General features: G+C 46.1%; 25 protein-coding genes and 1 other annotated feature. Of the genes, 2 read left to right on the forward strand and 23 right to left on the reverse strand.

Translation table 11 applies throughout. The features are described from left to right. Positions 1 to 440 precede the first annotated feature (440 nt). The 12 genes from aspS to B0H94_RS08090 form a co-directional block, all read right to left on the reverse strand. Positions 441 to 2,222: an aspartate--tRNA ligase gene (gene aspS, locus B0H94_RS08040; RefSeq protein WP_106588753.1), complete on the reverse strand. Its 1,782-nt coding sequence runs from the start codon at positions 2,220 to 2,222 to the stop codon at positions 441 to 443. A gap of 1 nt (position 2,223) precedes the next feature. Beyond that, positions 2,224 to 3,492, reverse strand: a complete 1,269-nt coding sequence (gene hisS, locus B0H94_RS08045; protein ID WP_106588754.1) for a histidine--tRNA ligase — start codon at positions 3,490 to 3,492, stop codon at positions 2,224 to 2,226. Between the two features lie 64 nt (positions 3,493 to 3,556). After that, positions 3,557 to 3,774: a binding site (T-box leader), on the reverse strand. A 54-nt stretch (positions 3,775 to 3,828) separates the two neighbouring features. After that, positions 3,829 to 4,044 carry a hypothetical protein gene (locus B0H94_RS15015; RefSeq protein WP_146139937.1) on the reverse strand — a complete coding sequence of 72 codons (216 nt, stop codon included), beginning with the start codon at positions 4,042 to 4,044 and terminating at the stop codon, positions 3,829 to 3,831. 18 nt (positions 4,045 to 4,062) lie between these two features. After that, complete coding sequence (gene dtd, locus B0H94_RS08050) at positions 4,063 to 4,500, reverse strand: D-aminoacyl-tRNA deacylase (protein WP_106588755.1); 438 nt, start codon at positions 4,498 to 4,500, stop codon at positions 4,063 to 4,065. Positions 4,501 to 4,521: 21 nt separating this feature from the next. Continuing rightward, a complete protein-coding gene (locus B0H94_RS08055) occupies positions 4,522 to 6,696 on the reverse strand; it encodes a RelA/SpoT family protein (protein WP_106588756.1) in 2,175 nt (724 codons plus the stop codon). 248 nt (positions 6,697 to 6,944) lie between these two features. Then, positions 6,945 to 7,460 carry an adenine phosphoribosyltransferase gene (locus B0H94_RS08060; RefSeq protein WP_106588757.1) on the reverse strand — a complete coding sequence of 172 codons (516 nt, stop codon included), beginning with the start codon at positions 7,458 to 7,460 and terminating at the stop codon, positions 6,945 to 6,947. After that, positions 7,450 to 9,822 (reverse strand): single-stranded-DNA-specific exonuclease RecJ, encoded by a 2,373-nt coding sequence (recJ, locus tag B0H94_RS08065; protein ID WP_106588758.1) that lies wholly within the window; start codon positions 9,820 to 9,822, stop codon positions 7,450 to 7,452. The genes B0H94_RS08060 and recJ overlap by 11 nt, the downstream gene beginning before the upstream one ends. Before the next feature lie 97 nt (positions 9,823 to 9,919). After that, positions 9,920 to 10,243 (reverse strand): LapA family protein, encoded by a 324-nt coding sequence (locus B0H94_RS08070; RefSeq protein WP_106588759.1) that lies wholly within the window; start codon positions 10,241 to 10,243, stop codon positions 9,920 to 9,922. 26 nt (positions 10,244 to 10,269) lie between these two features. Continuing rightward, the gene (locus B0H94_RS08075; protein ID WP_106588760.1) at positions 10,270 to 11,190 is read right to left on the reverse strand and encodes a cation diffusion facilitator family transporter; all 921 of its coding nucleotides are present in this window, start codon (positions 11,188 to 11,190) and stop codon (positions 10,270 to 10,272) included. 171 nt (positions 11,191 to 11,361) lie between these two features. After that, entirely contained in the window at positions 11,362 to 12,297 is a 936-nt protein-coding gene (secF, locus tag B0H94_RS08080) for a protein translocase subunit SecF (RefSeq protein ID WP_106588761.1), read from the reverse strand. Beyond that, positions 12,287 to 13,597, reverse strand: coding sequence for a protein translocase subunit SecD (secD, locus tag B0H94_RS08085; RefSeq protein WP_106588762.1), 1,311 nt, complete (start codon positions 13,595 to 13,597; stop codon positions 12,287 to 12,289). The genes secF and secD overlap by 11 nt, the downstream gene beginning before the upstream one ends. Positions 13,598 to 13,748: 151 nt before the next feature. Next, positions 13,749 to 14,066, reverse strand: a complete 318-nt coding sequence (locus B0H94_RS08090) for a post-transcriptional regulator (protein ID WP_106588763.1) — start codon at positions 14,064 to 14,066, stop codon at positions 13,749 to 13,751. An 84-nt stretch (positions 14,067 to 14,150) separates the two neighbouring features. Between B0H94_RS08090 and spoVB the strand changes: the two genes are divergently transcribed. Continuing rightward, entirely contained in the window at positions 14,151 to 15,704 is a 1,554-nt protein-coding gene (gene spoVB, locus B0H94_RS08095) for a stage V sporulation protein B (protein WP_106588764.1), read from the forward strand. 639 nt (positions 15,705 to 16,343) lie between these two features. Here spoVB and B0H94_RS08100 read toward each other — a convergent pair. After that, the gene (locus B0H94_RS08100; RefSeq protein ID WP_181315317.1) at positions 16,344 to 16,982 is read right to left on the reverse strand and encodes a DUF421 domain-containing protein; all 639 of its coding nucleotides are present in this window, start codon (positions 16,980 to 16,982) and stop codon (positions 16,344 to 16,346) included. 57 nt (positions 16,983 to 17,039) lie between these two features. Further along, entirely contained in the window at positions 17,040 to 18,329 is a 1,290-nt protein-coding gene (locus B0H94_RS08105; RefSeq protein ID WP_106588766.1) for an ArsB/NhaD family transporter, read from the reverse strand. A gap of 139 nt (positions 18,330 to 18,468) precedes the next feature. Here B0H94_RS08105 and B0H94_RS08110 point away from each other — a divergent pair, with 139 nt between their 5' ends. Continuing rightward, on the forward strand, positions 18,469 to 18,849 hold the full coding sequence (locus B0H94_RS08110) for a TIGR04086 family membrane protein (protein ID WP_106588767.1): 381 nt from the start codon (positions 18,469 to 18,471) through the stop codon (positions 18,847 to 18,849). Positions 18,850 to 18,899: 50 nt separating this feature from the next. On the opposite strand, the gene yajC is transcribed toward B0H94_RS08110, so the two are convergent. The 9 genes from yajC to B0H94_RS08150 all read right to left on the reverse strand — a co-directional run bounded on the left by yajC (position 18,900) and on the right by B0H94_RS08150 (position 25,301). After that, positions 18,900 to 19,154, reverse strand: coding sequence for a preprotein translocase subunit YajC (gene yajC, locus B0H94_RS08115; protein WP_106588768.1), 255 nt, complete (start codon positions 19,152 to 19,154; stop codon positions 18,900 to 18,902). Between the two features lie 41 nt (positions 19,155 to 19,195). Next, positions 19,196 to 20,335, reverse strand: a complete 1,140-nt coding sequence (gene tgt, locus B0H94_RS08120) for a tRNA guanosine(34) transglycosylase Tgt (protein ID WP_106588769.1) — start codon at positions 20,333 to 20,335, stop codon at positions 19,196 to 19,198. Further along, complete coding sequence (gene queA, locus B0H94_RS08125; protein ID WP_106588770.1) at positions 20,323 to 21,375, reverse strand: tRNA preQ1(34) S-adenosylmethionine ribosyltransferase-isomerase QueA; 1,053 nt, start codon at positions 21,373 to 21,375, stop codon at positions 20,323 to 20,325. The genes tgt and queA overlap by 13 nt, the downstream gene beginning before the upstream one ends. Positions 21,376 to 21,454: 79 nt before the next feature. Next, complete coding sequence (locus B0H94_RS08130) at positions 21,455 to 21,673, reverse strand: DUF2905 domain-containing protein (protein WP_106588771.1); 219 nt, start codon at positions 21,671 to 21,673, stop codon at positions 21,455 to 21,457. Continuing rightward, entirely contained in the window at positions 21,666 to 22,658 is a 993-nt protein-coding gene (ruvB, locus tag B0H94_RS08135; RefSeq protein WP_427909941.1) for a Holliday junction branch migration DNA helicase RuvB, read from the reverse strand. Before ruvB ends, B0H94_RS08130 begins: the two co-directional genes overlap by 8 nt. A 24-nt stretch (positions 22,659 to 22,682) precedes the next feature. Continuing rightward, positions 22,683 to 23,288 carry a Holliday junction branch migration protein RuvA gene (gene ruvA / locus B0H94_RS08140; RefSeq protein ID WP_106588773.1) on the reverse strand — a complete coding sequence of 202 codons (606 nt, stop codon included), beginning with the start codon at positions 23,286 to 23,288 and terminating at the stop codon, positions 22,683 to 22,685. A gap of 151 nt (positions 23,289 to 23,439) precedes the next feature. Further along, positions 23,440 to 24,198 (reverse strand): YebC/PmpR family DNA-binding transcriptional regulator, encoded by a 759-nt coding sequence (locus tag B0H94_RS08145; protein WP_106588774.1) that lies wholly within the window; start codon positions 24,196 to 24,198, stop codon positions 23,440 to 23,442. Positions 24,199 to 24,219: 21 nt separating this feature from the next. Further along, entirely contained in the window at positions 24,220 to 24,381 is a 162-nt protein-coding gene (locus B0H94_RS15165) for a hypothetical protein (protein WP_181315318.1), read from the reverse strand. A gap of 128 nt (positions 24,382 to 24,509) precedes the next feature. Continuing rightward, positions 24,510 to 25,301, reverse strand: coding sequence for a YhcN/YlaJ family sporulation lipoprotein (locus tag B0H94_RS08150; RefSeq protein ID WP_181315319.1), 792 nt, complete (start codon positions 25,299 to 25,301; stop codon positions 24,510 to 24,512). Between the last annotated feature and the right edge of the window lie 77 nt (positions 25,302 to 25,378).

A 25,378-nucleotide genomic window follows, 5' to 3' on the forward strand; every position in this document is an offset into this window, starting at 1 on the left:
GTCAAGTGCAGCCTGAAGATCCACTTGTTCGAATGATTTTTTATTCGAACAAGTTAGCTGAAGGCAAGCCCTCGGGAAAGCGTCCGTCTGAAGTAAAGGTTACGTTCATTGTTCGATGTTATCCTCTAATGACAAATGATGAAATGCATTCACGTAGATACTGCTTGATCAAAAGAATCTTTACAATGCTTGACCATCAAATAACGAAAGGCTGACAAGCACCGGCGACGACGCCTACGTGAATAGTACGAGCGAAAAACCCCGCAGGTAGTGATTTTCTACCGAGGAAGTTGGGGTCCGCACCTGAGGCTAAGAAGACACGGTGAGATCAAGCCTCAGCATAAATCAAACCGATGTCACACTTGTGCCCCCCGGGTGCAAGCGTCCGCCAAAGTGCGACGTCAGCCTTCGCTTTTTAAAAGTTTTTCTACACGTTGAATTTACTCTTCTTTCTTTTCTCCACCTGTAATCTTCAAATTCAACTCCTGCAGCTGTGCGTCAGAAACTTCACCTGGTGCCCCGGTTAACGGACAGCTTGCGCTCGCGGTTTTTGGAAATGCAATGGTATCACGCAAATTGCTTCGGTTGGCTAAAATCATAATCAACCGGTCAAGACCGAGTGCGATACCGCCATGTGGTGGTGTACCGTATTCAAATGCATCCAGAAGGAAGGAAAACTGTTCGCGCGCTTCTTCATCACTGAAGCCGAGGGCGCTGAACATTTTCTCTTGCAGAGGGCGCTCATAAATACGTTGTGAGCCCCCACCAAGCTCGTAACCATTTAATACTAAGTCATAAGCTTCTGCCCGCACTTCTTCCGGTGCTGTATCAAGCTTATCCATATCCTCTTCCATTGGGCGTGTGAACGGATGGTGCATTGCCACGTAACGGTCTGCATCTTCGTCATACTCCATTAATGGGAATTCAGTCACCCACAAGAAGTTAAACTTCGCATCATCGATCATATTGAAGTCACGACCGAACTTTAGGCGCAAGGCTCCCATTGCGTCATAAACAACCTGCTTTTTATCCGCACCGAAGAATAAAAGGTCTCCAGCCTCTGCACCCATAGCTTCACGAACGGCTGTTGTTTCCTCTTCAGAGAAGAATTTTGCAATCGGCCCTTTCAACGCTTCTTCTTCTACTTTCAGCCAGGCAAGACCTTTTGCTCCATAAACTGCCACAAATTCAGCCAAATCATCAATTTCTTTACGCGACATGACGTCCGCTTTCCCTTTTAAGTTCAAGCCTTTGACAATCCCACCGTTTTGAACAGCTTCACGGAACACTTTAAAATCACTGTTTTCTACAATATGTGAAAGTTCTACAAGTTCAAGTCCAAATCGGGTATCCGGCTTATCGGAGCCGTAACGATTCATCGCTTCGTCATAAGTTAAGCGCTGGAACGGACGTTCTACACTTACACCGTGCGTCTCTTCAAGGATGCGCGTCATCATATCTTCCATCATCTCGAATAAATCTTCACGGTGCATAAATGAAGCCTCAATATCCACCTGGGTAAATTCCGGCTGACGGTCGGCACGCAAGTCTTCATCGCGGAAACAGCGAACAATTTGGTAATAACGTTCAAAGCCAGAAACCATCAACATCTGCTTAAACAACTGCGGCGACTGTGGAAGTGCGAAAAATTCTCCGTGATGCACGCGGCTCGGAACGAGATAATCACGCGCTCCCTCCGGTGTACTTTTTGTCAGCATCGGTGTTTCTAGCTCCAAAAAGCTCTGCTCATCCAAAATATCGCGTATCAACTTTGTTGTACGATGGCGAAGCTTAAACGTTTCCTGCATATCCGGACGGCGCAGATCAAGGTAACGATAGCGCAAGCGCACATCTTCTGCCACTTCAATATTTTCTTCCATCGGAAATGGCAGCGGCTTGGAGTCACTTAAAATGTGAATTTCATCAATTTGTACTTCAACTGTTCCCGTCGTCAAGTTCTCATTAATTGTTTCTGGGTCACGTTTAACAACAACGCCGGTAACGTCAATAACGTATTCAGAGCGTACACGATCTGCAGTTTCAAGTGCTGTTTCGTTAATCTCTGGAGAATAAACCGTCTGTACAATGCCGCTGCGGTCACGCAGGTCAATAAAGATCACTTGACCAAGGTCGCGGCGGGTCCTGGCCCACCCTTTCAATTGCACACGCTCTCCGATCATAGCTTCAGTAATTTCGTTACAGTAATTTGTTCGTCCAATCATTTTAATACCCTCCTGTGAGTCGTTCTGCTAGTTGTTCAATTGCAACTTCTTCTTGTTCCCCACTTGCCATGTACTTCACATTAATAACGCCAGCTTCAAGCTCTTGATCACCTAAAATAAGTGTTATATCTGCTTGCTTACGATCGGCATCTTTAAATTGAGCTTTCGGCTTTCGTCCGAGGTAATCTTTATCAGCTTTTAAACCAGCTTTACGCAGTTGATGTAAAAGCACAGACCCTTTTCGATCAGCTGCCTCTCCCATCGTTACCATATACACATCAAGACCGGCATTCACAGGAAGTTCAATGCCTTGAGATTCAAGAGCCATTAAAAGACGTTCAATACTCATGGCAAAACCAATGCCTGGTGTCGCAGGGCCGCCAAGCTCTTCAACTAAACCATTGTAACGACCACCGCCGGATAATGTAGAAATTGCGCCAAATCCTTCACCTTCAAGCATAATTTCAAACGCAGTGCTGTTATAATAATCCAAACCGCGCACGAGCGTATCATCTACCACATAAGCAACACCCATCTCATCAAGCAGTGATTTCACTTCTTCAAAATACTGCGTGGATGCTTCACTTAAGTAATCAAGGATTGATGGTGCATTGTGCATAAGTTCATGCGCTGCATCGGTTTTGCAGTCTAAAATTCTAAGCGGGTTTGTATGGAGCCTTTCCTGACAATCCGTACAGAACTCACTGATCCGCGGCTCAAAATGATTCACAAGCGCTTCGCGGTGCGCTTTACGACTTTCTTGATCACCAAGGCTGTTGATCACTAGTTTGAGGCCGCTCAACCCTAGCTCTTCATAAAAGTCCATTGCTAGCGCCATAACTTCTGCGTCAACAGCCGGATCTTCACTGCCGAGCGCCTCGATCCCGAATTGAACAAACTGACGCATCCGGCCTGATTGCGGGCGCTCATACCGAAACATCGGCCCGGTATAGTACAATTTAACCGGCTGCTCCGCCTGGCCGTACAGTTTATTTTCCACAAACGAGCGGACGACCGAAGCTGTCCCCTCCGGACGGAGTGTTAAACTCCGGTCTCCTAAATCGGTAAACGTATACATCTCTTTTTGGACGATATCTGTTGTTTCTCCAACACCACGTTGAAACAACTCTGTATGCTCAAAAACTGGTGTGCGGATCTCTTTATAATTGTAACGCGCACAAATCTCATGAGCTTTCTGTTCAACAAACTGCCATTTTTCAGCATCCCCCGGCTTAATATCCTGGGTTCCGCGCGGGATTTTAATATCCATTTCGTTCTCTCCTTTCGAAGTGTCACGTATGTAAGCGAACACAAATAAAACCCGCCCCTCTATAAAGAGGGACGAGTTTTCACCCGTGGTACCACCCTGGTTGAAGCCTAAGCTTCCACTTTTGCATATAACGCCTGCAAGCGGCCGCCCCTACTGCTCGTAGTTTCGAAGCGGCACCTCTGGAGTGTCTTTCACCAGGCGTAACGAAAAGAGCTTTCAGCCGGGGCTCTTTTTCTCTGCTGCGTTCGTCATCTAGTTACTTTTCTCCATCATCGGTATTTTTTCGCTTTTCATCATTGATCTCTATGGTACTCAGCCGAACAGTCCCTGTCAAGGTTACCCACGCAGAAATGTTCGTTTCGTTGCATACAACTGCTGGGGATCACAGTGAAGCTCATGTGCTTGTGATTCACTCAAGTAATCCCGGCGCTCCGGATCATTCTTCGCTGTCAACGTGCTCATCTCTAAACCGCTTCGACCGGCAGCTTTCGGGTGAACGTGCATAGAAATATACCGCCTTTCTTTCAACGTATTTTCTATAACATTCCCCACAGCCACCTCATTTAATCGTTACGTTTCAATCATTAACGTTACCGGCCCATCATTTGTCAATGATACTTGCATCATCTCACCAAACGCACCGGTCTCAACAGCTGCACCAAAGGCCGCCGCTTTTTCGTTAAAAATTTCATACAGACGCTCGGCGTGTTCGGGCTTCGCTGCTTCCATAAAATTCGGGCGTCGGCCTTTTTTACAGTCGCCATACAATGTAAACTGCGAAATCGACAGCAGTCCACCCCTAACATCAAGGAGCGAGCTGTTCATTTTTCCATTCTCGTCTTCGAAAATACGCAGATTGACGACCTTTTCTGCCGCCCAGGCTGCATCTTTTTCTGTGTCATCGTGCGTCACACCTACAAGGGCAACTAAGCCGTGCTCAACAGCACCAGTCGTTTCACCATCTACGGTGACCTCTCCACCGGTTGTACGCTGTAGTAATACTCTCATTCCGTGGCACTCCTTCTCTCTTTAATGCATGACACGCTGTACCGCATAAATGTCAGAAAGACGCTTAATTTTTTCGACAACACGGTGTAGATGATCAAGATTATGAATTGCAATCGTCATATCAATGACCGCCATTTTATTTTTGTCCGAACGGCCGCTGACTGCGCGAATATTTGTTTTTGCTTCAGTAACTGCCTGCAGCACATCGTTAAGCAGCCCCCGTCGGTCATACCCGGTAATTTCAATATCTACATTGTAGCTGCGTTGTTTACTTTCTGCAGCCTCCCACTCGACGGGAAGCAGGCGATGTTCGTTGCCCTCGCTTTTAACGTTCGTACAATCCGCACGATGAACCGAAACACCTCGACCTTTCGTAATAAAGCCAACGATATCATCACCTGGCACAGGGTTACAGCACTTCGACAACCGGATCAGCATATTGTCTACACCTTTAACACGTACACCGTTTGTCGAATGCTGATCTTTTTTCGGCGGGCCAATCTCTTTGACGGCTTCTGCAACAGTTTGTTGTTCTTGATTCTGCTCCTGCTTCTGCCGGTAGCGGTCTGTAAGCCGCGTGACAATTTGTTTTGCGCTTATACCATTATAGCCGACAGCTGCGTACATATCGTCTTCACTGTTAAAGCTGAACTTTTGAGCAACACTTTTCACATTGTCGTCAATCATAATGACTTTTGGATCATAATCCTGTGTTCGCAGTTCTTTTTCAATTAAGTCCCGGCCTTTAGAAATATTCTCTTCACGACGCTCTTTTTTGAAAAACTGCTTAATTTTATTTTTCGCCTGTGAGCTCTGTGTAATTTTCAGCCAGTCCTGGCTTGGACCGTAAGAATGTTTGGACGTTAACATCTCAACAATATCGCCAGTTTTTAATTGATAATCAAGCGGCACCATTTTCCCGTTTACTTTAGCCCCGATCGTCTGATTGCCAATCTCTGTGTGGATGCGGTAAGCAAAGTCTACAGGAACTGAGCCACTCGGCAGCTCAAATACATCGCCTTTTGGTGTGAAGACAAACACCATATCTGAGAACAAATCCATTTTTAAGGATTCCATGAATTCCTGGGCATCATTGGCATCGTTTTGCCATTCTAAAATTTCACGGAACCATGTCATTTTATCTTCAAAAGACCCTGAAGCCCCTTTTCCTTCTTTATAAGCCCAGTGTGCTGCCACACCGTATTCAGCAATCCGGTGCATCTCTTCAGAACGAATCTGTACTTCAAGCGGCTCACCGTGGGGACCGATCACTGTAGTGTGAAGGGACTGATACATGTTGGCTTTTGGCATCGCAATATAGTCTTTAAAGCGGCCTGGCATAGGCTTCCAAGCCGTGTGTATCACGCCAAGCACCGCGTAGCAATCTTTAATATTTTCTACAATCACCCGCACCGCGAGCAGATCATAAATTTCATTGAACTGCTTTTTATCCTTCACCATTTTGCGATAAATGCTGTAAATGTGCTTCGGACGGCCGGAAATATCTGCTTCAACGTGAACATCTTCTAACCGGTCGTGAATATCACTAATCACTGTATCAATATACTTTTCCCGCTCGTCCCGCTTTTGTTTCATCAAATTCACGATGCGATAATACTGCTGCGGGTCTAAATAACGAAGTGCTGTATCCTCAAGCTCCCATTTAATCGTGGAAATTCCGAGCCTGTGAGCAAGAGGTGCAAAAATTTCCATCGTTTCATTGGAAATACGGCGCTGTTTCTCCGGCGGCAGATGTTTTAATGTGCGCATATTGTGCAGCCTGTCGGCAAGCTTTATTAAAATAACGCGCAAATCCTTCGCCATTGCGACTACCATTTTACGGTGATTTTCCGCCTGCTGCTCTTCTTTTGACTTGTACTTTATTTTTTTCAGCTTCGTTACACCATCAACAAGCATAGCTACTTCTTCACTGAAAGATTCAGCCAACTGTTCAACTGTAATGTCGGTATCCTCGACGACATCGTGCAAAAATGCCCCGGCTAAAGTTGCCGGGTCAAGTTCAAGTTCAACAAGAATCCCAGTCACTTGTACCGGATGGTGGATATATGGTTCACCGGATTTTCGGTACTGTTCTTTATGCGCATCTTCTGCGAATTCGTAAGCTCGCTGAATAAACGCCAGGTCATTGTCCCCTAAATACGCTGCGGCTTTTTCCATTACTTCATCTATCGTCATGACATCACCCTGCAGGCCTAAAATTTTTCGAGTATTTTCGCTGGTCGTCAGCCTATAAATAATTTCCTTCTATCTTATAACATGCTGGCGAGAAAAGAAACCGCAAGCTTAGTAACAACGTGAATTCACAAGCTCATTTGACAAAACCTCAGCCCGACTTATGTAAAAAATGCGCACTTTATTTTCGCTTAAACACGTATCAATCAAACAAAGAGCGCTCCGATTCCGGAGCCCCCTTTACTTCATAGTTATTCGTACTTCGTTAAAGTAAAAATGTCGTAATCGCCAAGGCGGTCACGGCCGTCTAAATAACCTAGTTCAATCATAAAGGCAAGCCCTACAACAACACCGCCAAGTTCTTCAATCAAATGAATCGTAGCCTCGATCGTACCTCCTGTTGCTAACAAGTCATCTGTAATTAACACCCGCTGACCTGGTTTAATGGCATCTTTATGGATTGCAAGCCGATCTTTACCGTACTCTAAACCGTAATCCGCTTCGACCACCTCACGTGGCAGCTTGCCTGATTTACGCACCGGCACAAAACCGATCCCAAGCGATACGGCAATCGGACACCCGACAACAAACCCGCGGGCTTCCGGACCTACAATGACATCTACGTTCTGCTGTTTTGCATATACTGCCATATCTTGAATCGCTTGGTGATAAGCCTCACCATCCTGCATTAACGTTGTAATGTCTTTAAACCGGATCCCCGGCTGTGGATAATCTTTCACGATGGTAATGTGTTCCTTATAATCCATGCGTCAACGTCTCCTTCATTTCATTTTCTCCATGTATACAAGCATCGAAAAACGCTCTAAGCGACGCCCGGGGGCTGTACAACAGTTTTGCTTCTACTTCATAACGGTTTTGTTCAGTTTGGTACGTAGCAGATGCGGTAAGATCCTTTGCCTCCGGTGACGACGCAATCGTCACTTTTCCATGATTCATTGTAACAAAACCAAGTTCAAAAAACACCTGTGTCATAAACGTAATTGTCTGCTTAGACCAGCCTTTTTTCTGGGCAAGTGCTTCCGCATGCGCACGCACATCAAATGTTTCCTGCTGCTTTAAGAAGGCATAATACCACTTAAAGTGTTCACGCTGTGGCTGCGTATGAAAATAACGGGCATCTTCGTGACGAAAAATGACATACAATCGGGTTAGTTCCTGCTCATATGTTGATAAAAGTTCTTTCAGCTCTTCAAGTGAAGGTGGTATATCAATGAATACAAGCTGTGCTTTCTTAGGGAGTGCGCTAATATCTTCTTGCTGCTGCACAAGTTCTGTCCGTTCTTTCCATACTTCATCCTGAATCAGATGAAAATTTTGACGGTCAAACAAAACAGGTACCGTCTCTTTTGGATCAAGGTGATCAAGCAGCGCATGTATATCTTTTGTATTTCTATAATCAAACAGCTGCCAGTCTTTCACCTGCATATCTTTTACAAACAACTGCGGTTTACGAAATCCATTCCATTCGTTAATGCCGAGTTCACCTACGACATTCACCGGTGCCTCTTGATCAACTTGATAATAAAGCTCTCCAAGTTGGAAACCAACACCTTCTAGTTCGCGACCATCAGAAGTGAAATGAACTTTCAAATGATTCTTCTCACTACCGATCTGTTTTAATGTACTAACCTTAACATTGTTAAAGTAAAAGAGCGGCTTAGGGTTCCCCATCCCAAACGGTGCCAGTGCTTCAACTTCTTCAATCACATGTAAGCCCACTTCTTCTAAGTTGACACTTAAATCAATATCTATCACTGGTTGGAACTCATCTTCACTCAAGCTTTCAAGCGCCTGCGTGTGTAAACGCCGGCGCAGCTCTTCAACGTCTGTCGGGGCCATCGTTAAGCCGGCAGCCATCGGGTGACCGCCAAAATGTAACAAAATCTCTCGGTTCTTCGATAATTCCTGAAACATGTCAAAGCCATCAATGCTGCGGGCTGAACCTTTAGCTTCATCTTTTTCATGATCAATTGCAAGCACAATCACCGGACGGTAATACTTTTCCACAAGCCGACTTGCAACGATGCCTATAACGCCTGGATTCCAACCTTCTTTAGCGACCACAATTGCACCATGCTCACTCGGATCACCAAGCGCTTCAACTTCTGCTTCTGCTTCTTCTGTCATAGTTTGCACAAGCGCTTGCCGCTCCCGGTTTAAACTGTCTATTTCTTTTGCAAGCGTACGTGCACTTTCTGCATCTTCTGCTAAAAGCAGTTCAACAGCAGGGGCGGCGGAGGCCAGCCTGCCGGCAGCGTTTAAGCGCGGGCCGAAGCCAAAAGCCACGTTCTCACTCGTCACTACATTTCCTTTGATACTGCAAACTTCTTTTAACGCATCCACCCCAAAACGACCGGGCCGTGAAAGATGTTCTAAACCTTTCTTTGTTAAAAAACGGTTTTCTTCGTGCAGCGGAACTAAATCGCTGATCGTTCCTAAAGCGGCCAGATCAAAGTATTCATCCGGTCTGCGCTCAAGCAAGGCTTCGGCCACTTTCAAAGCCACACCCACGCCGGCAAGCTCTTTAAATGGGTACGGGCAGCCTGGCTTTTTCGGATTCAACACTGCATAAGCAGCCGGAAGTTCCGGCGGCGGCTCATGGTGATCCGTAACGATTACATCCGCTCCTTCTGCTTCAATCGTTTCTATCGTCTCTTTCGCCGAAATTCCATTATCAACAGTTATAATGAGTGAATGCCCAGCATCATGCAGCATGCGGAAAGCTTCTAAATTCGGGCCATATCCTTCGGCAAAACGGTCTGGAATGTAGTACTCCACCTCCGCGCCGAGCGTACGCAGCACAGAAAGCATGACAGCTGTACTTGTCACCCCGTCAGCATCATAGTCTCCGTAAACCGCAATCGGCTCTTGACTGCTTACAGCTTGACGAATACGCTCCACGGCTTTAGTCATCCCATCCATCTGCAGTGGATCGTGCCACGGCATCATTTCCATATGTAAAAAGGCTTCTGCCGCTTCTTTTGTCCGGACACCGCGCTGCCAAAGCAGGCGGCCGATCACTGAACGAACACCCGTTGCTTCACACAATGTATTTACTTCATCTTCCGGCGCTTCTGATACGCGCCAGCGCGTTTTTGCTTTCAGCATAAAAAACACCCCTCGCCGCAAGTATTATACTAGACGTACGAGGGGGAAACAATCATCAGCTTTCCGCTTTGTTTTTTCATTTTTTTCATTCAATGTTTTAACTGTCCGCTTCACTACGGCGCTTAGAGCGCCTGCTTCCGGCACGGGTATAACTTTCCTCTTCCGACGGCTGATCATCTTGAGAAGATAAAAGACTGTGCAGCCGTCGGTTTTCCTGCTGCAGGCGATACACCTTCAACATGCCGGCTGCGCCAACAGCAAGACCTCCCATCAGTACAGAACCTACAATGACTAAAATGAGCGGCCATTCCGCTGTGCCTAATAAATAATTCACTTCTACAGTATCTACATTGATCACGGCAAAAACAGCGACAAGCAGCACCGCAAGAAGCGAAACGAGTAAAATCCACTGTCCGCGCAAGCCATCTCCCCCTCTTTCTATATCGACTAGACACGCAGTTCGCTCCGGCCCTCCTCATCTTCATGCGGATTAATATGTACCAGAACATCCTGCACGTTCGACTGAGCCATGAGCGCTTCTTTCACTTGTTTACCAATTTGATGCCCTTCTTCCACTGTGATGTAAGGGTCCACAGCAATTTTTATATCAATAATGACGTAATGCCCGTGTTCACGCGCATGAAATTCATCTACCTTCAACACACCGTCAACCGCAGCAGCCGTCTGCCGCATCTCTACCGTGTCTTCATCATGAAGCACATGATCGAGCGTATTATGAACGGCTTCTTTCCCAAGCTTCCAACCCATCCGAATAATTAACAGCGCTACAAATATCCCAGCGGCCAAGTCCGCATAGAGGAGCCAGTTAATGTCGTATGCACTACCTACAAGCGCCGCACCAACGCCGACGAGGACAGCCGCCGAAGAAAAAACATCCGACCGGTGATGCCAGGCATCTGTTAACAGTGCATCACTTTGATACTTTTTACCCAAATAATACTTCACACGAAACATCGCTTCTTTTAACACGATTGAAATCATAATGGCATATAAAGCCAGTGTCTTCGGCACCGTCACAGGTTCGAACATATCCTGCACAGAACTCAGTGCAATTTCAAAACCAACAAGGACAAGCAGCACCGCTACAATAATGGCGGTAATTGTTTCTGCTTTACCGTGACCATAAGGATGATCACGATCAGGCGGACGCTGAGCTGCCCGGACACCGATTAACACTGCAATCGATCCTGCAACATCAGAAGCGGAGTGCACAGCATCAGCAACAAGTGCGCGACTGTCGGAAATCACGCCTGCGACAGCCTTAAACACAGCTAATAGTAAATTACCGACAATACCTATCCAGGCGCCGATTTGTACGTAGCGGCTTCTTTGCTGCTTGTTTGTCATGTTCACCCCTCCACTCCGTTGGATTCGACATAAATTTTTGTTCTCCTGCTTGTAGTGTAGGCGGCCGTGTGCAGAAATATGAAAGCCGCCGCAAAGACAGCTCTTTAACGGCGGCTTGTAATATCTGCACTAAGCTAACTTTGCACAAAGCATCTAAACAACTTTATCACTTTATGCTTCAGCTTCTTTTGCAGCTGCCTTTTGGCGCTGGCGTTCTAACTGTTTATGCTTCCATACAAGCCATACTTGTGAAGCAAGGAACAAGGAGGAGTACGTTCCAGCAACAAGACCGATTAATAGTGCGAACGCAAATGTTTGAATCCCTTGACCGCCGAGCAAAAAGATCGCACCGGCAGCAAAAACAACCGTCAGCACCGTATTAATCGAGCGGGCGAGCGTTTGTAGTAAGCTATGGTTAACAACTTGAGATAAATCAGCAAACGTCTCAAGCTTTTCCGCTTTTTGCATGTTCTCACGAATCCGGTCAAACGTAACGATCGTATCGTTAATAGAGTAACCGACGATGGTGAGCACAGCGGCAATGAACGGCACATTCACCTCAAGCTGTGTAATTGAAAACACGGTGATGATGAAAAAGGCATCATGAGCCAATGCTAAAATGGCCGCTAAACCATATAAAAGCTCAAATCGGATCGAAACATAAATGATAATCCCGACAGAAGCAATGAGTACAGAGATTAAGGCATTCATTGCCAGCTCTTGACCAACTTGTGGAGAAACGGTACTGACACTCGGCTCTGCACCGTATTCTTCATCAAAATACGTCTGAATCTCTGCAATTTCATTCTGATCAAGCACCCCGATAAAACGGGCATGAGCCTGCTCATGATCATCGCCGGCAAGCGTGATATCATCCGGCTCATAACCGCCGGCTGCTTCAAAAGCATTTTGCACTTCTTCTTCAGTAAAAGAGCCTTCCTCGTTCATCACTTCAACCCTGGACCCGCTCTCAAAATCAATACCTAGATTCAGCCCGATCGTCGATAACAAAATGATACCGATCATCGCAACAATGGCTGGAAGGATGAAAAACTTTTTCCGGTGTTTAACAAAGTCAATGTTTTTCCGTTCAAAATTAAAGTTCACGGATGTCACTCTCCTTTACACCGAAAACACCGGGCTTTTTATTAAAAATACGGCTTTTCACCCAGAGACCGAGCAGCAGGCGTGAACCGTAAACTGCTGTCAAAAAGCTTGTTAAAATGCTGACAATCAGCATGACAGCAAACCCTTGTACCGAACTTGTACCAAAATAAAACAGTACGCCGGCAGCAAGAATCGTCGTCACGTTGGCGTCTAAAATCGTCGTAAATGAACGGCGCGCTCCTGCTTTAAAAGCGGACATGACCGACCTTCCTGCTTTAAGTTCTTCTTTGATACGTTCGTAAGTGATAATATTTGCATCCACGGCCATACCGACACCGAGTATTAAAGCAGCAAGCCCCGGAAGCGTAAGCACACCTTCAATCCAATTAAACACATTCATAACGATATAAATATAAGCCGTGAGCGTCACCGCTGCAATCACACCCATAAATCGGTAGTACACCATCATGTAAGCCAAAATCAAAGCGATACCAATCAAACCTGCATAAATGGTATTATCTAACGCTTCTTCACCGAGCGATGCACCAACGGCATTTGAATATATTTCTTCCATTTCTACCGGCAATGAGCCTGCATCAAGTACTTCGGCAATGAATTCTGCCTCCTCAAGTGTGAAGTCTCCTTGAATCTCAACATTGCTCGTATAAAGCGGCTCACTTACGGTTGGTGCTGATAAAAACTCAGGATCTTCTTGAGTCATTTCTTCAACGTAAGAATTTTCATCCTCATCAAAATCCAGCCAGATGACCAACCGATTTTCCGGTGGATCAAAGTTTTCGAGAATGTACTCTGTCGCCTCGCCGAACTCTTCGCCGTTTTGAAGTGTTACAGAGACATTTGGTGTGTTGTCCTGCTGATCAAAGTTGATCCCTGCGCCACCCTGCTCCAGCGAGTCACCAGACAAAATTTCATTATCCTCAACGTCACGAAACGTAAGCTCAGCTTCGGTTGATAACAGGTCGCGAGCCTGCTGCTGGTCTTCAACCCCGGCAAGCTGCACGCGGATCCGGTCTTCACCTTCGATCGAAATATAAGGTTCTGATACCCCTAGCACGTTCACACGTTGGTTCAATGCACTCACAGTTGCATTCAACATATCTTCAGTTACTTCATCCTGGTCTTCTTCTGCGGGTTCAATTTCATACAAAATTTCAAAACCGCCCTGCAGATCAAGTCCAAGATTTGTATCTTCTGCTGTTGACATTGCTGTTTGCGAAATTAATCCGCCAAGCAGAATGACAATCATGAAGAAGGCCAAAATCCTCCACTTTTGTACCATTTACTTACATCCTCCTTGTCCGCCTCACCTGCTGCTTCGCAGGGGGAAACCCCGGACTGTTATCACAGGCCGGGGCTTTTTTTGCAAGCCGTTTCGCTCCATTATTTCTTTATAACAGCGCTCCTATTATACCGACGGCATTTTTTCCCTGTCAATTTTCCGTTGAATGGGTCATAACTTCTTGAAACAAAGACTCGATTCCGCCGTCACCGTGACTGCGCTCCATCTGCACCGATGCTTTTAACGCAGCTTTTGTCTCGCTGTTCATATAATCGTGCGGTTTCACAGCCATGACAAGCCTCACAGCTTCATGAATGGCAACTTCGGCACTTGGTGCAGCCGCTTTTTTCACAGCAAGTGCCCACACATCATCCCGGCTTACTTGATAGCCGTATTGTTTCAGTTCGTCCTGCTTACTCGTAATTGCAGGCGAAACATGGGACTTCCACTGGTTTAAAGACTGATACATCCTGCCTACCTCCTTAAAAAGTGTTCATGAACCGGACAACCTTTGGCATAAACATCAATGACGCTGGTTAAGAGGAGGACCTCCATGAGCGCCCATACATTTATTAAAGGGACAATCATTCTTATTTTAGCAGGTTTAATCACCCGTTTCCTCGGTTTTATAAACAAAATTGTCGTAGCACGCATCATGGGAGCCGAAGGTATGGGGCTGTATATGATGGCTGTACCTACCTTAATCTTACTCATTACCTTAACGCAGTTCGGACTCCCGGTTGCCATCTCCAAACGGGTTGCTGAAGCAGAAACGGCCGGTGATGAAGCAGAAGTACAACGGATTTTACGTGTTTCTTTATTTGTCACCGGGCTGCTTTCGATCGTTTGGTCGACAGCAGTCATTCTCGGTGCCCCAGTGATTGCCCGTGAGCTTTTAACGGATGAACGGGCGTATTATGCATTGATGGCTATGATTCCAATTGTCCCCATTGTTGCGCTGTCTGCGATTTTACGCGGCTACTTTCAAGGCCGACAGAATATGAAACCTACTGCTGTCTCCCAAGTTATTGAACAAGTCGTACGCATTGCCCTCGTTGCCGTATGTACCAAAGCACTGCTTCCTTATGGTATTGAATTTGCTGCAGCTGGTGCAATGTTATCAGTTGTTGCCGGTGAGTTTGCTTCCCTTTTGTACATGCTTTATACCTTTCAAAAACAAAAAGGGCCGCGGCTCCGTTCAAAACAGGTGCCAGTGGATGCAAAAAACCGAAAAACCTTCCGTGGTTTGCTTGATGTTGCTCTCCCAACGACCGGGAGCCGCTTGATCGGGTCACTCTCCTACTTTTTTGAACCAATTGTCGTCGCGCAAAGTCTTGCGATCGCAGGGGTTGCAACTGCAACAGCCACCGCTCAGTACGGGGAGTTAACCGGTTTTGTCATTCCGCTTTTGTTTTTGCCGACTTTTATCACTTATGCACTATCAGTGTCGCTCGTACCTGCAGTGAGCGAAGCTTATGCAAAAAAAGACTACCAAGCCGTACATCAGCGCCTGCATCAATCGCTTAGAACAGCTATGATTTCCGGAGGCATTGCCGCTATCGTTTTATTTCTATATGCTAAGCCGATCATGACGTTAATGTACGACGCACCTGAAGCCGCTGTCTATTTACAACTTATGGCGCCTTTCAGTTTGTTTCTTTATTTTCAAGGACCCCTGCAGGCCGTATTGCAGGCTGTGGACCACGCCAAAACAGCGATGGTTAATAGTTTAACGGGTGCAGCCGTTAAACTTGCTGCAATTTTCATTTTAGCATCGCGCCCTGAATTTGAAATGATGGGTACAGCGTTAGCGATTTCAATCAGCATGGTGCTTGTGACACTTTTACATTTTGCCGCCGTATGCAAAACCATCGGCTTCACTTTTCGTTTAAAACCTTGGTTATCAGCTTTTGGTGCGCTTCTTTTAACCGCTGCGTTATCCGGTCCTGCTGCAGCCTATACACTATCACGTACACTCTTGATCGATACACTGCTTGGGATCACATTGACAGGCACACTGTATATCGTATTGCTGCTGTTAACGAAACAGATTCAGCTAAAGGATATCAGCCGGGTGCTCTCCTTGCAATCCTTATGGCGGAAATGAGTCATCTTTTACCGAAATGCCCAGACTCCTTCCAACGAACAAGCAGGGCATTTCAAACTTTTATAAGATTAAAGCGTGTTAACAAATTTTAAGAAAAGTAAAAGCGGACGCTTGGCAAGTGCGACATCGAACTGCGCTCACACTCAAACTCACCGTTTTTCCTCAGCCTCCGTCACGGTCTCAACTTACCGCTGCCTGCGGGGGGTTCTCAATCGTTGTTCTGCGTAGGCGCCGCCGATGCTTGTCAGCCTTGTGTCATTTGATGGTCATGAATTGTAGAAATGTCTTTTATCAAGCGAGATCTAGACGAATGAATTTCATCATCACGCTTCATGGGCGATCAAAACGAACCCTATCCATTGGAAATGATGATAATCTATAAATTGAATAGTGACCGAAACGAAAGACGGCGACTCCCAGAGGGTCAAGCGCAGGCTGAAGATCCACTTGTTCGAATGGAAATCAATTCGAACAAGTTAGCTGAAGCCAAGCCCTCGGGAAAGCTTCCGTCTGGCGTGAAGGTCACGTTCATGATTCGGTTTTTTCCTCTTAATAGGGCAGCCTGCGGCATTTGGAGCAGTAAGCTGTGCGTGAATCTTAGGTTTTGTACTTTGTCGACAGGCTGAAGTTTGTCTCTTTTCACTTTTTATAAACGGTCAGCTCACCTCTGCCATTAAGGAGTGCAAGATTGACTTCTTTCACAATCACCCCTTCCGCTTCTTGCAAAGACTGTTCAAGCCACGCCTTCGTTTTCCCCGCTGTTTTAAGCGAGCTGTACTGAACTGACCCATCAACAATCAACGGAAACGGAAAAGCTGGCGGCGCTGTTTCGTCCTTTAATATCACCGAGAGCGTTCCATCTGTTTCAAGCACCCCGTACATGACATCCTCCACTTGTGTAACCCCTTCTGTTCGCAGCTGCATAAACAAGTCATCATAATTGTAGCGCTGTTTATGCATAACGTGTTGGTCTACTTCTCCGGCGGAAATAACAAGCGAAGGTCTACCATCAATGAAGTGACGAAGCCGCGGACTCTGAAGTGACCATTTCGCGAGAACAAACTGAATGAGTGCGAGCACCCCAATCGGAAACATCGCTTCTAACAATGTCGTTTGTTCATCTTCAATCGCAACAACGGCAAGCTCGGCAATCATGATGGAAATGACAAAATCAAGCAGGGTAACCTCGCCAATTTCCCGCTTTCCCATCCAGCGGTAGACGAGCCATAAAAATATGTAAATCATCATGATCCGCACAATCATCATGGTCCAGTCCATAAAAAAGCACCTGCCCGGCCGGTTTTTGCCTAGCATGTGCTTTTTGATGTTATTTCATCAATAAAACAATAAATACCTTCCTAACAAATACACAGTCGAAATTAAAAATGAGAGAACAACTACAGGTACTCCGACCTTTAAAAATTCCATGTAGGTAAAACCCTCATTTGCTTTATGTGCCATGCCAGCCACAATCACATTCGCAGTTGATCCAATGATCGTTGCGTTTCCGCCAAGACAAGCTCCTAAAGCAAGCGCCCACCAGAGCGGATCTAAGTCCTGCACCCCGTAACTTTGAAACTCTTGTATAATCGGTATCATTGCCGCCACAAACGGTACGTTATCAACAAACCCACTCAGCATGCCAGACACCCAAAGTACAAGCAGTGACGTTTTTGGCACATCCCCTTCAGTATAATAAATTAAGGCCCGAGCGAGTTCATCAATAATGCCTGCCTCTTCCAACCCTCCGATTAACATAAATAAACCGGCAAAAAAGAAGATCGTCACCCACTCTACTTGCTGAAACACATGTTCCGGTGTTACTTCATCATAAGTTACAAACAGCAATAACAAGGCACCGGCCATTGCAATCGCTGTTAACTCCACACCAATCAACGGTTGAATGACAAAGGCTAAAAGCGTCAAAAATAGAACACCGAGCGACTTATATAACAACGGACGGCTAGCAATGTACTGGTGCGGGTTCACTTTCATAAGCTCTGCTTGATACTTTTCGCTACTCTTTAAATCTTGTTTGTACCACCAGCCGAGCCCGTACATGACAACGATGAAAATAATAACGACGACAGGACCAAGATGGAGCAGGAAATCGTTAAATGTTAAATGCGCAACCGCCTGCCCAATCATTAAGTTTGGCGGGTCACCAATTAAGGTGGCTGTCCCTCCAATATTTGAAGCCATAATAATTGCGATTAAATAAGGCACTGCCGGAAGGTGAAGCATTTTAGCTACTTTTATGACCATCGGAGCAACAAGCAGTACTGTCGTAACATTGTTTAAAAATGCAGAACCTACTGCTGTTAAAGCCGAAATGAGAAACAATAGTGGCAGCGGCTGACCGTTGACAAGCTGTGCAGCCCGAATCGCAGTATACTCGAACAAACCACTTTGACTAGCAATTGCCACCATCATCATCATTGACAAAAGCAGTGTCATCGTATGCCAGTCAATATAACGGAAAAAAGCCAACTCAAGGTCGAGCGTACCAAAGAGCACCATGGCCGTACCACCGGCACATGCCACAAGCGCCCGGTTACCTTTTTCAGCCATTAAAAACATATAACAGAGCGTAAAAATAAGCAATGTGCCTACTGCTTCTGACATAAGGCCCCACCTTTGTCCAGACGTTTTATACATCCTTATGCCTGTACAGCTTTGATCATGCGAAAAACGCTACGTCTAATGCAGGACACGCCATCATACATATACAAGTAAATCTTCACGTAAAAAGGGGTGGATATAAATGGAAGAACAACCGACATCATCATTACTGAAAGCGAGCCTTTATGGTAGTGGTATCATTTTCGCTTTCATGATCCTCACGAGTGCTTTTCTCGCTTTTATGTACAGGTTTACTGCAGTTGAGGAGCAGGCTGCCGGCTGGCTATTGCTGCTGCTTGGGTGCGGGTGCTTTGCAGCAGGTGGTGCGGCAGCAGGTTTATTTGCAAAACGGCGTGGGTTAATTACAGGGGGCATGGCAGCAGGTTCACTTGTTTTATTGTTCATTTTGTTTCAATACCTCGGGTTTGACGGGGTCATGTCTATCGCTCAAACCGGGCAGTACGCCTTATATTTAGGTAGTGCCGCGCTTGGCGGTGCCGTCGGCGTAAACTTACGGCACTGAAGATTAAGCCTAGAAAAACTTGAAGCAGCCGCATATGCGACTGCTTCATTTTAATACTCTTGAACTACTTCGCGAACCGAGTTACGGTCAAGCGTCATTTTTTTGTTGTCATCAAACAACATGACGATCTTATCTTCATCTAAGCCATCAATCGTGCCGTGAATACCACCGATCGTAATGATGCGGTCACCTTTTTGCAGGTTAGCGTGCATTTCCTTAATCTGCTTCTGCCGCTTTTGCTGCGGACGAATCAGTAGGAAATAAAAGATCGCAAACATGAGCACAAGCATAATAATTGCTTCCATGATTTCATTACCCCCTTTCGTTAATCCGTGAAGTCAAGCCATTAAAAGTTTTTTGCATCAGGTCGATTAAAGCCGTACTGTTCAAAAAACTCTTCTCTAAAATCAAGGAGACGATCCTCCTGTATCGCTTGACGCACTTTCCTCATTAATTCTAGCAAGAAATATAGGTTGTGATAAGAGGTTAAACGAAATCCGAACGTTTCATTTGCTTTGACGAGGTGACGAATGTAAGCACGCGAATAATTCCGGCACACATGACAATTACAATTTTCATCAAGTGGACCAAAGTCACGAGCATATTTCGCATTACGGACAGTTACACGCCCGTGACTTGTCATGCAGCTGCCATTACGTGCAATCCGGGTCGGCAGTACACAATCGAACATGTCCACACCCCGGATCGCACCATCAATCAACGCATCCGCCGAGCCAACCCCCATTAAATATCTCGGCTTATCGTCCGGTAGAAGCGGCGTAGTAAACTCGAGCATTTCATTCATCACATCTTTTGGTTCGCCCACAGACAAGCCACCGATCGCATACCCCGGAAAATTCATCGATACTAAATCTTCAGCGCTCTGCCTGCGCAGGTCTTTATACTCACCACCCTGCACAATACCGAACAATGCCTGTTCTTCAGGACGTGCATGCGCTTCTAAGCAGCGTTCTGCCCAGCGGCTCGTCCGCTCAACGGAAGACTTCATATAACTATGCTCAGCTGGATACGGCGGGCATTCGTCAAACGCCATCATGACATCCGGACCCAGGTCATTTTGGATCTGCATCGCTTTTTCCGGCGGCAAAAACAGTTTTTCACCATTAATGTGATTTCTAAAATGAACGCCTTCTTCTGTAATCTTACGCCGCTCACTTAAGCTGAACACTTGAAAACCGCCGGAATCCGTTAGAATGGGGCGGTCCCAGTTCATAAATTTGTGCAGACCACCTGCTTCTTTTACAATGTCTTCTCCCGGACGAAGCCACAAGTGATATGTATTGGCAAGAATGATTTGTGCGCTCATATCTTCTAACTCTTCCGGGCTTAACGTTTTGACAGTTGCAAGTGTTCCCACCGGCATAAAAATTGGCGTTTCCACCGTACCGTGCGGCGTGTGCAGACGGCCGAGACGGGCCCCGGACTGCGCACACGTCTTAATGTGTTCATAAGTTACTGCTGCCATTGATGTTGACTCCCTTCAAGTATAAGCATCGCATCGCCAAAGCTGAAAAAGCGATACTGCCTGCGCACAGCTTCAGCATAGGCTGATAATATATTTTCCCGGCCGGCAAGCGCACTAACTAGCATTAAGAGGCTTGACTTTGGCAGGTGAAAATTTGTCATTAACCCGTCTATCCCGTGAAAAACATAGCCCGGATAAATAAATATATCCGTCCAGCCGGAAGCCTCTCGAAAGGCGCCGCCATTGTCGCAGGCAACCGTTTCTAACGTGCGCGCCGATGTTGTACCAACCGCAATGACACGACCTCCGGCTGCTTTTACCTCTTCTAACAGTTCGGCAGTCCCAGCTGTCATTTGGTAAAACTCCGCATGCATCACGTGTTCTTCCACTTGTTCGGCACTCACCGGACGGAAGGTACCAAGACCAACATGCAGCGTAATTGATGCTAGATGGACCCCTTTGGCTTCGGCTTGTTTAAGCATTTCTTCAGTAAAATGCAGTCCGGCTGTCGGTGCAGCCGCGGAGCCGCGGTGTTTGGCAAACACGGTTTGGTAACGCTCTTGATCATCAAGTGTCTCTGTAATATAAGGTGGAAGCGGCATTTCACCAAGCGCTTCTAAGACTTCATAAAAAATCCCTTCATACGAAAACTCAAGAACGCGTCCACCATGATCAAGCGTATCCACACACTCCGCTGTTAAACGCCCATCACCAAAGCTCAGCTTTGCACCAGGTTTAATCCGGCGCGCCGGTTTCACAAGGGTTTCCCACCGGTCGCCTTCAATTTGTTTTAACAATAAAATTTCAACATGAGCTCCGGTATCTTTTTCTCCGTACAAACGAGCCGGCAGCACACGTGTATCATTAATGACGAGCGCATCACCTGGATTAATGTATTTTAGTATATCCAAAAAGCTTTCATGATTCATCTCACCTGTTGACGGATCGAGCACCATCAGCCGAGAAGCGTCACGGTCTTGAAGCGGCTTTTGTGCGATCAATTCTTCAGGGAGCTCAAAATCAAAAGCATCAACGTTCATAACAAAGTCCCTTCTTTCTTCAACTTATCCGTAAACCTTATTCATTGTATAAGACCGAGGCTTCAGGCACAACACATACTTAGCGGAACCTGCCGATGACCATAAAAATTAAAGATAACAATACACTTATAATAATTGAAGTTACTAGCGGAAAGTAAAACGTTGCATTTTCCCCACGGAAAATAAAATCACCGGGGAGCTTACCAATCGGAAGAAAGCGGCCGCCAACCTGCCAAATAATCCCAATCAGCACAAGTAAAATACCTAAGCCGATCAATAACCGAGGGATATCAGGCATCTTCAGGCACCTCCAAATGAAAGTGTTCATAAACGTGATGTGTCACTTTACGACCCCGGGGTGTCCGTTGTAAAAACCCGATCTGCAGCAAATACGGCTCATATACATCTTCAATCGTGTGCGCTTCTTCACCAATCGTTGCTGCCATGTTCTCAAGACCAACCGGACCGCCGCGAAACGTTTCAATCATGGTTAACAACAATTTATTGTCAACATGATCAAGGCCGAGCCGATCTACCTGCAGCTTTTCAAGCGCATCTACAGCTAAAGCTTCTGTCACTTCACCGTCGCCTTTAACTTGCGCGAAATCGCGCACGCGTCGGAGCAGGCGGTTAGCAATCCGCGGCGTACCTCGTGAACGGCGGGCAAGTTCACTGCCCGCCGGTTCTTCAATCGGAATATCGAGCAGATCAGCGGAGCGCATAATAATATCACTCAAATCCTGTTCCTTGTAATACTCTAAGCGCGACATGACCCCGAAACGGTCCCGCAGCGGAGCTGACAGCATGCCGGCACGCGTCGTCGCACCTACGAGTGTAAAGGGTGGTAAATCAAGCCGAACCGAACGAGCCGAATCTTCTTTGCCAATCACGATGTCTATACAAAAGTCCTCCATCGCCGGATACAACACTTCTTCTACCGAGCGATGCAACCGGTGGATTTCATCAATAAACAGCACATCGCCCGGCTCAAGCCCGGACAAAATCGCAGCTAAATCACCAGGGCGCTCAATGGCAGGACCCGCTGTCGTCCGCAAGTTTACTCCCATTTCTTCAGCGATAATCGATGCCAGCGTCGTTTTACCAAGACCCGGCGGCCCGTAAAGCAGAACGTGATCCAAGCTTTCTTCACGCATTTTCGCAGCTTCAATGAATACTTGCAAGTTTTCTTTTACTTTGTCCTGACCAATATATTCAGCGAACGTAAGCGGACGGATCCCGCTTTCGATCTGGCCTTCCTCGCCAATTTCTTCCTGGGTCATCATACGATCTTCCACTTACCTCACCTCTCATACATTCAGCATGAATGCTAAACCTTTTCGAACGTATTCATCTGTCGTAAGTGATTCAACTTCAAGCTTTGGCTTAATCTTTTCCACTTCTTTCTCCCCGTAACCAAGCGCTTTCAATGCTTCTAAAGCTTCTTCTAAAGCTTCATTACCGGCAGGCTCTGACTCAAAAAGCGGTCCACCTTCAGCATAACCAGCAAGGCCTGCAAATGGTGCCAGCTTACCTTTTAAATCAAGAATCATCTGCCGGGCTGTTTTTTTACCCACCCCTGGAAATTTAACAAGAAAGCTTTCCTGCTCTTGTTCAATGGCGTTGACGACCTGCTCCGGCCGGCCGGATGCAAGAATCGCTAACGCACCTTTGGGACCAATGCCAGATACACCGAGCAGCTGTTCAAAGATTTGACGTTCCTCACGCGTTGGAAAACCGTACAATCGGATTGCATCTTCACGCACGTGCTGATACGTATACACTGTGACACTCGCTTGCTCGCTCCGGTAAACAAACGGATTCGGGCAATGAATAAAATAACCGACACTTCCTGCTTCTACAGTGATGCCGTCTGAACCTGTATAAATGACAGGACCTTTAACACATTCAATCAATTGTATTCCCTCGTTTCTAAAAGGCGAACATATATTTCACTATTATGATAGCAAATTTTATCGCAAAGAAAAACTTGGCTTTCATACCAAGCCAAGTTTCAGCGTGTAAATAAATTTAGGCTGATGATGTCACGTTTTAAATACAAAAGAGTTAGGCTGGTGTAAAATGTTCAGCTTGGTCTTCGGTCAGCTCGAAGTTATGATATACATTTTGTACATCGTCATCGTCTTCAAGCTGATCGATCAGTTTCATCATTTGTTCAGCATGTTCATCTGAAAGCTTCGTGTACGTTTGTGGTATCATCGTGACTTCCGCTGCTTCAAATTCGTAACCTGCTTCTGTTAAGTGGTTGCGTACCATTTCAAAGTGCCCCGGTTCCGTATAAACGATCGCACGTCCATCATTCATCTCAAACTCTTCAGCACCAGCTTCTACTGCTTCAAGCATCAGTTCATCCTCGTCAAGCTCCTTGTCTTCATCAGCAATTTCCAAAAAGCCGCGCTTATCAAACATAAAAGAAACACAGCCGTCTTCTCCCATATTGCCGCCATTTTTATTAAATGCCTGTCGAACTTCAGCAACGGTCCGGTTTCGATTTTCAGTTAACACTTTAACCATCACGGCTGCACCGCCCGGTCCATAACCTTCATATGTTAATTCCTCATATTCAACGCTCCCGGCTTCACCATTCGCTTTTTTAATCGTCCGCTCAATATTATCATTTGGCATATTTGCCGCTTTTGCTTTATTTAACGCATGACGTAAACGAAGATTCGTTTCCGGATCATCCCCGCTTTCACGCACAGCTGCATAAATTTCTTTTGAATATTTTGTGAACATTTTCGCCCGCTTATTGTCTTGTGCTTCTTTGCGGCGTTTAATATTATGCCACTTTGAATGACCTGCCACAGCCATCGCCTCCTCAGTCAGTTATGGTTTTAACAGCCCGCGCCGCTCAGCATATGGCACACATTTAAAACAAACGTGCACACTTTCACGGCTTGCTGTCATATACGGGGTCATTGGTGGCGCATGCTGTTTGCAATAATAACACTTCGAACGTGTCAATTTCTGCTTTAACTTTCCCAGCATGATTCGGCCCCCTTGAACAATGATAACGTATGTATTATAGCACGAGGAACAAGCTCATGCTCAAGGCGGCTACTCCGGTCTTTTTTTGCGATAAAAAGCGCTGCCCGCAATGGACAGCGCTCATTTTGTCAGCTGGTTTGTTCAAATGGGCGTTGAGCAGCGTCACCGAGGTCATCAAGCATCTCATTAAACGTTGAGCCGATTTCTTCAAAGGCAGCACCAGAGCGGAGTTCATCATCCATCCGCTCCAACTCGTTATAAGAGCTCTCATCGGTAACAACATGAACGTTTTTATCCTCATTGTAGACTTGTTCAGCCTCTTTTTTCACCTTACGCTCAAGGTTTTCTGACTCATCGCCATCGGTTTGTACACCGATTAACACATCATCATCATTTACAATAACTCGGGCATCAGTGACATGTTCAAGCTTTTCTGTATACTTACGAATGTTATCTGCCGCTTTGCGGTCATCTTGGCCATTCATACCTTCTGGATCATCAGAATCGTTACCATTTAATGTGCCTTGATCATTAACCATATTTGGCCGGTCACCTGTCATACCTTCTGGTGCATACGTTTGACCGCCGCCTTGACGGTTGTAATTCATAGTACGATCCTTATCAGAGGCCCCACGCTGTTCATTGACAAACGGGGAGCGCGCTCCTTCTTCACCCGGGGTTACATCGCGGGCAACATCACCCCCGCGCGGCATACGATCTTGTCGGTCGTCTACAGTAAACATATCTGTAACCGGGCCTTCACCTTGATCAGCATTACGTGCTTTTTCATGCTGGGCAGTACCGTAGTTCATGTCATTCATATTTCTTGTTGCTGTGCCGTCACCGCCCATGTCTCCACAAGCGGCAAGACCTGTGCACATGACAGCAGCGGCAGTTGTCGTCAAAAAGAATTTTTTCATGAATTCGCCTCCTTTCATCCCTTATGGTGTAGAAAGGAGGCGGTTTTTAATCTGTTATTATGAGGGATGATTTCCAT

Source organism: Salsuginibacillus halophilus (assembly GCF_003014715.1).
GTDB classification, from domain to species: Bacteria; Bacillota; Bacilli; order Bacillales; family Marinococcaceae; genus Salsuginibacillus; species Salsuginibacillus halophilus.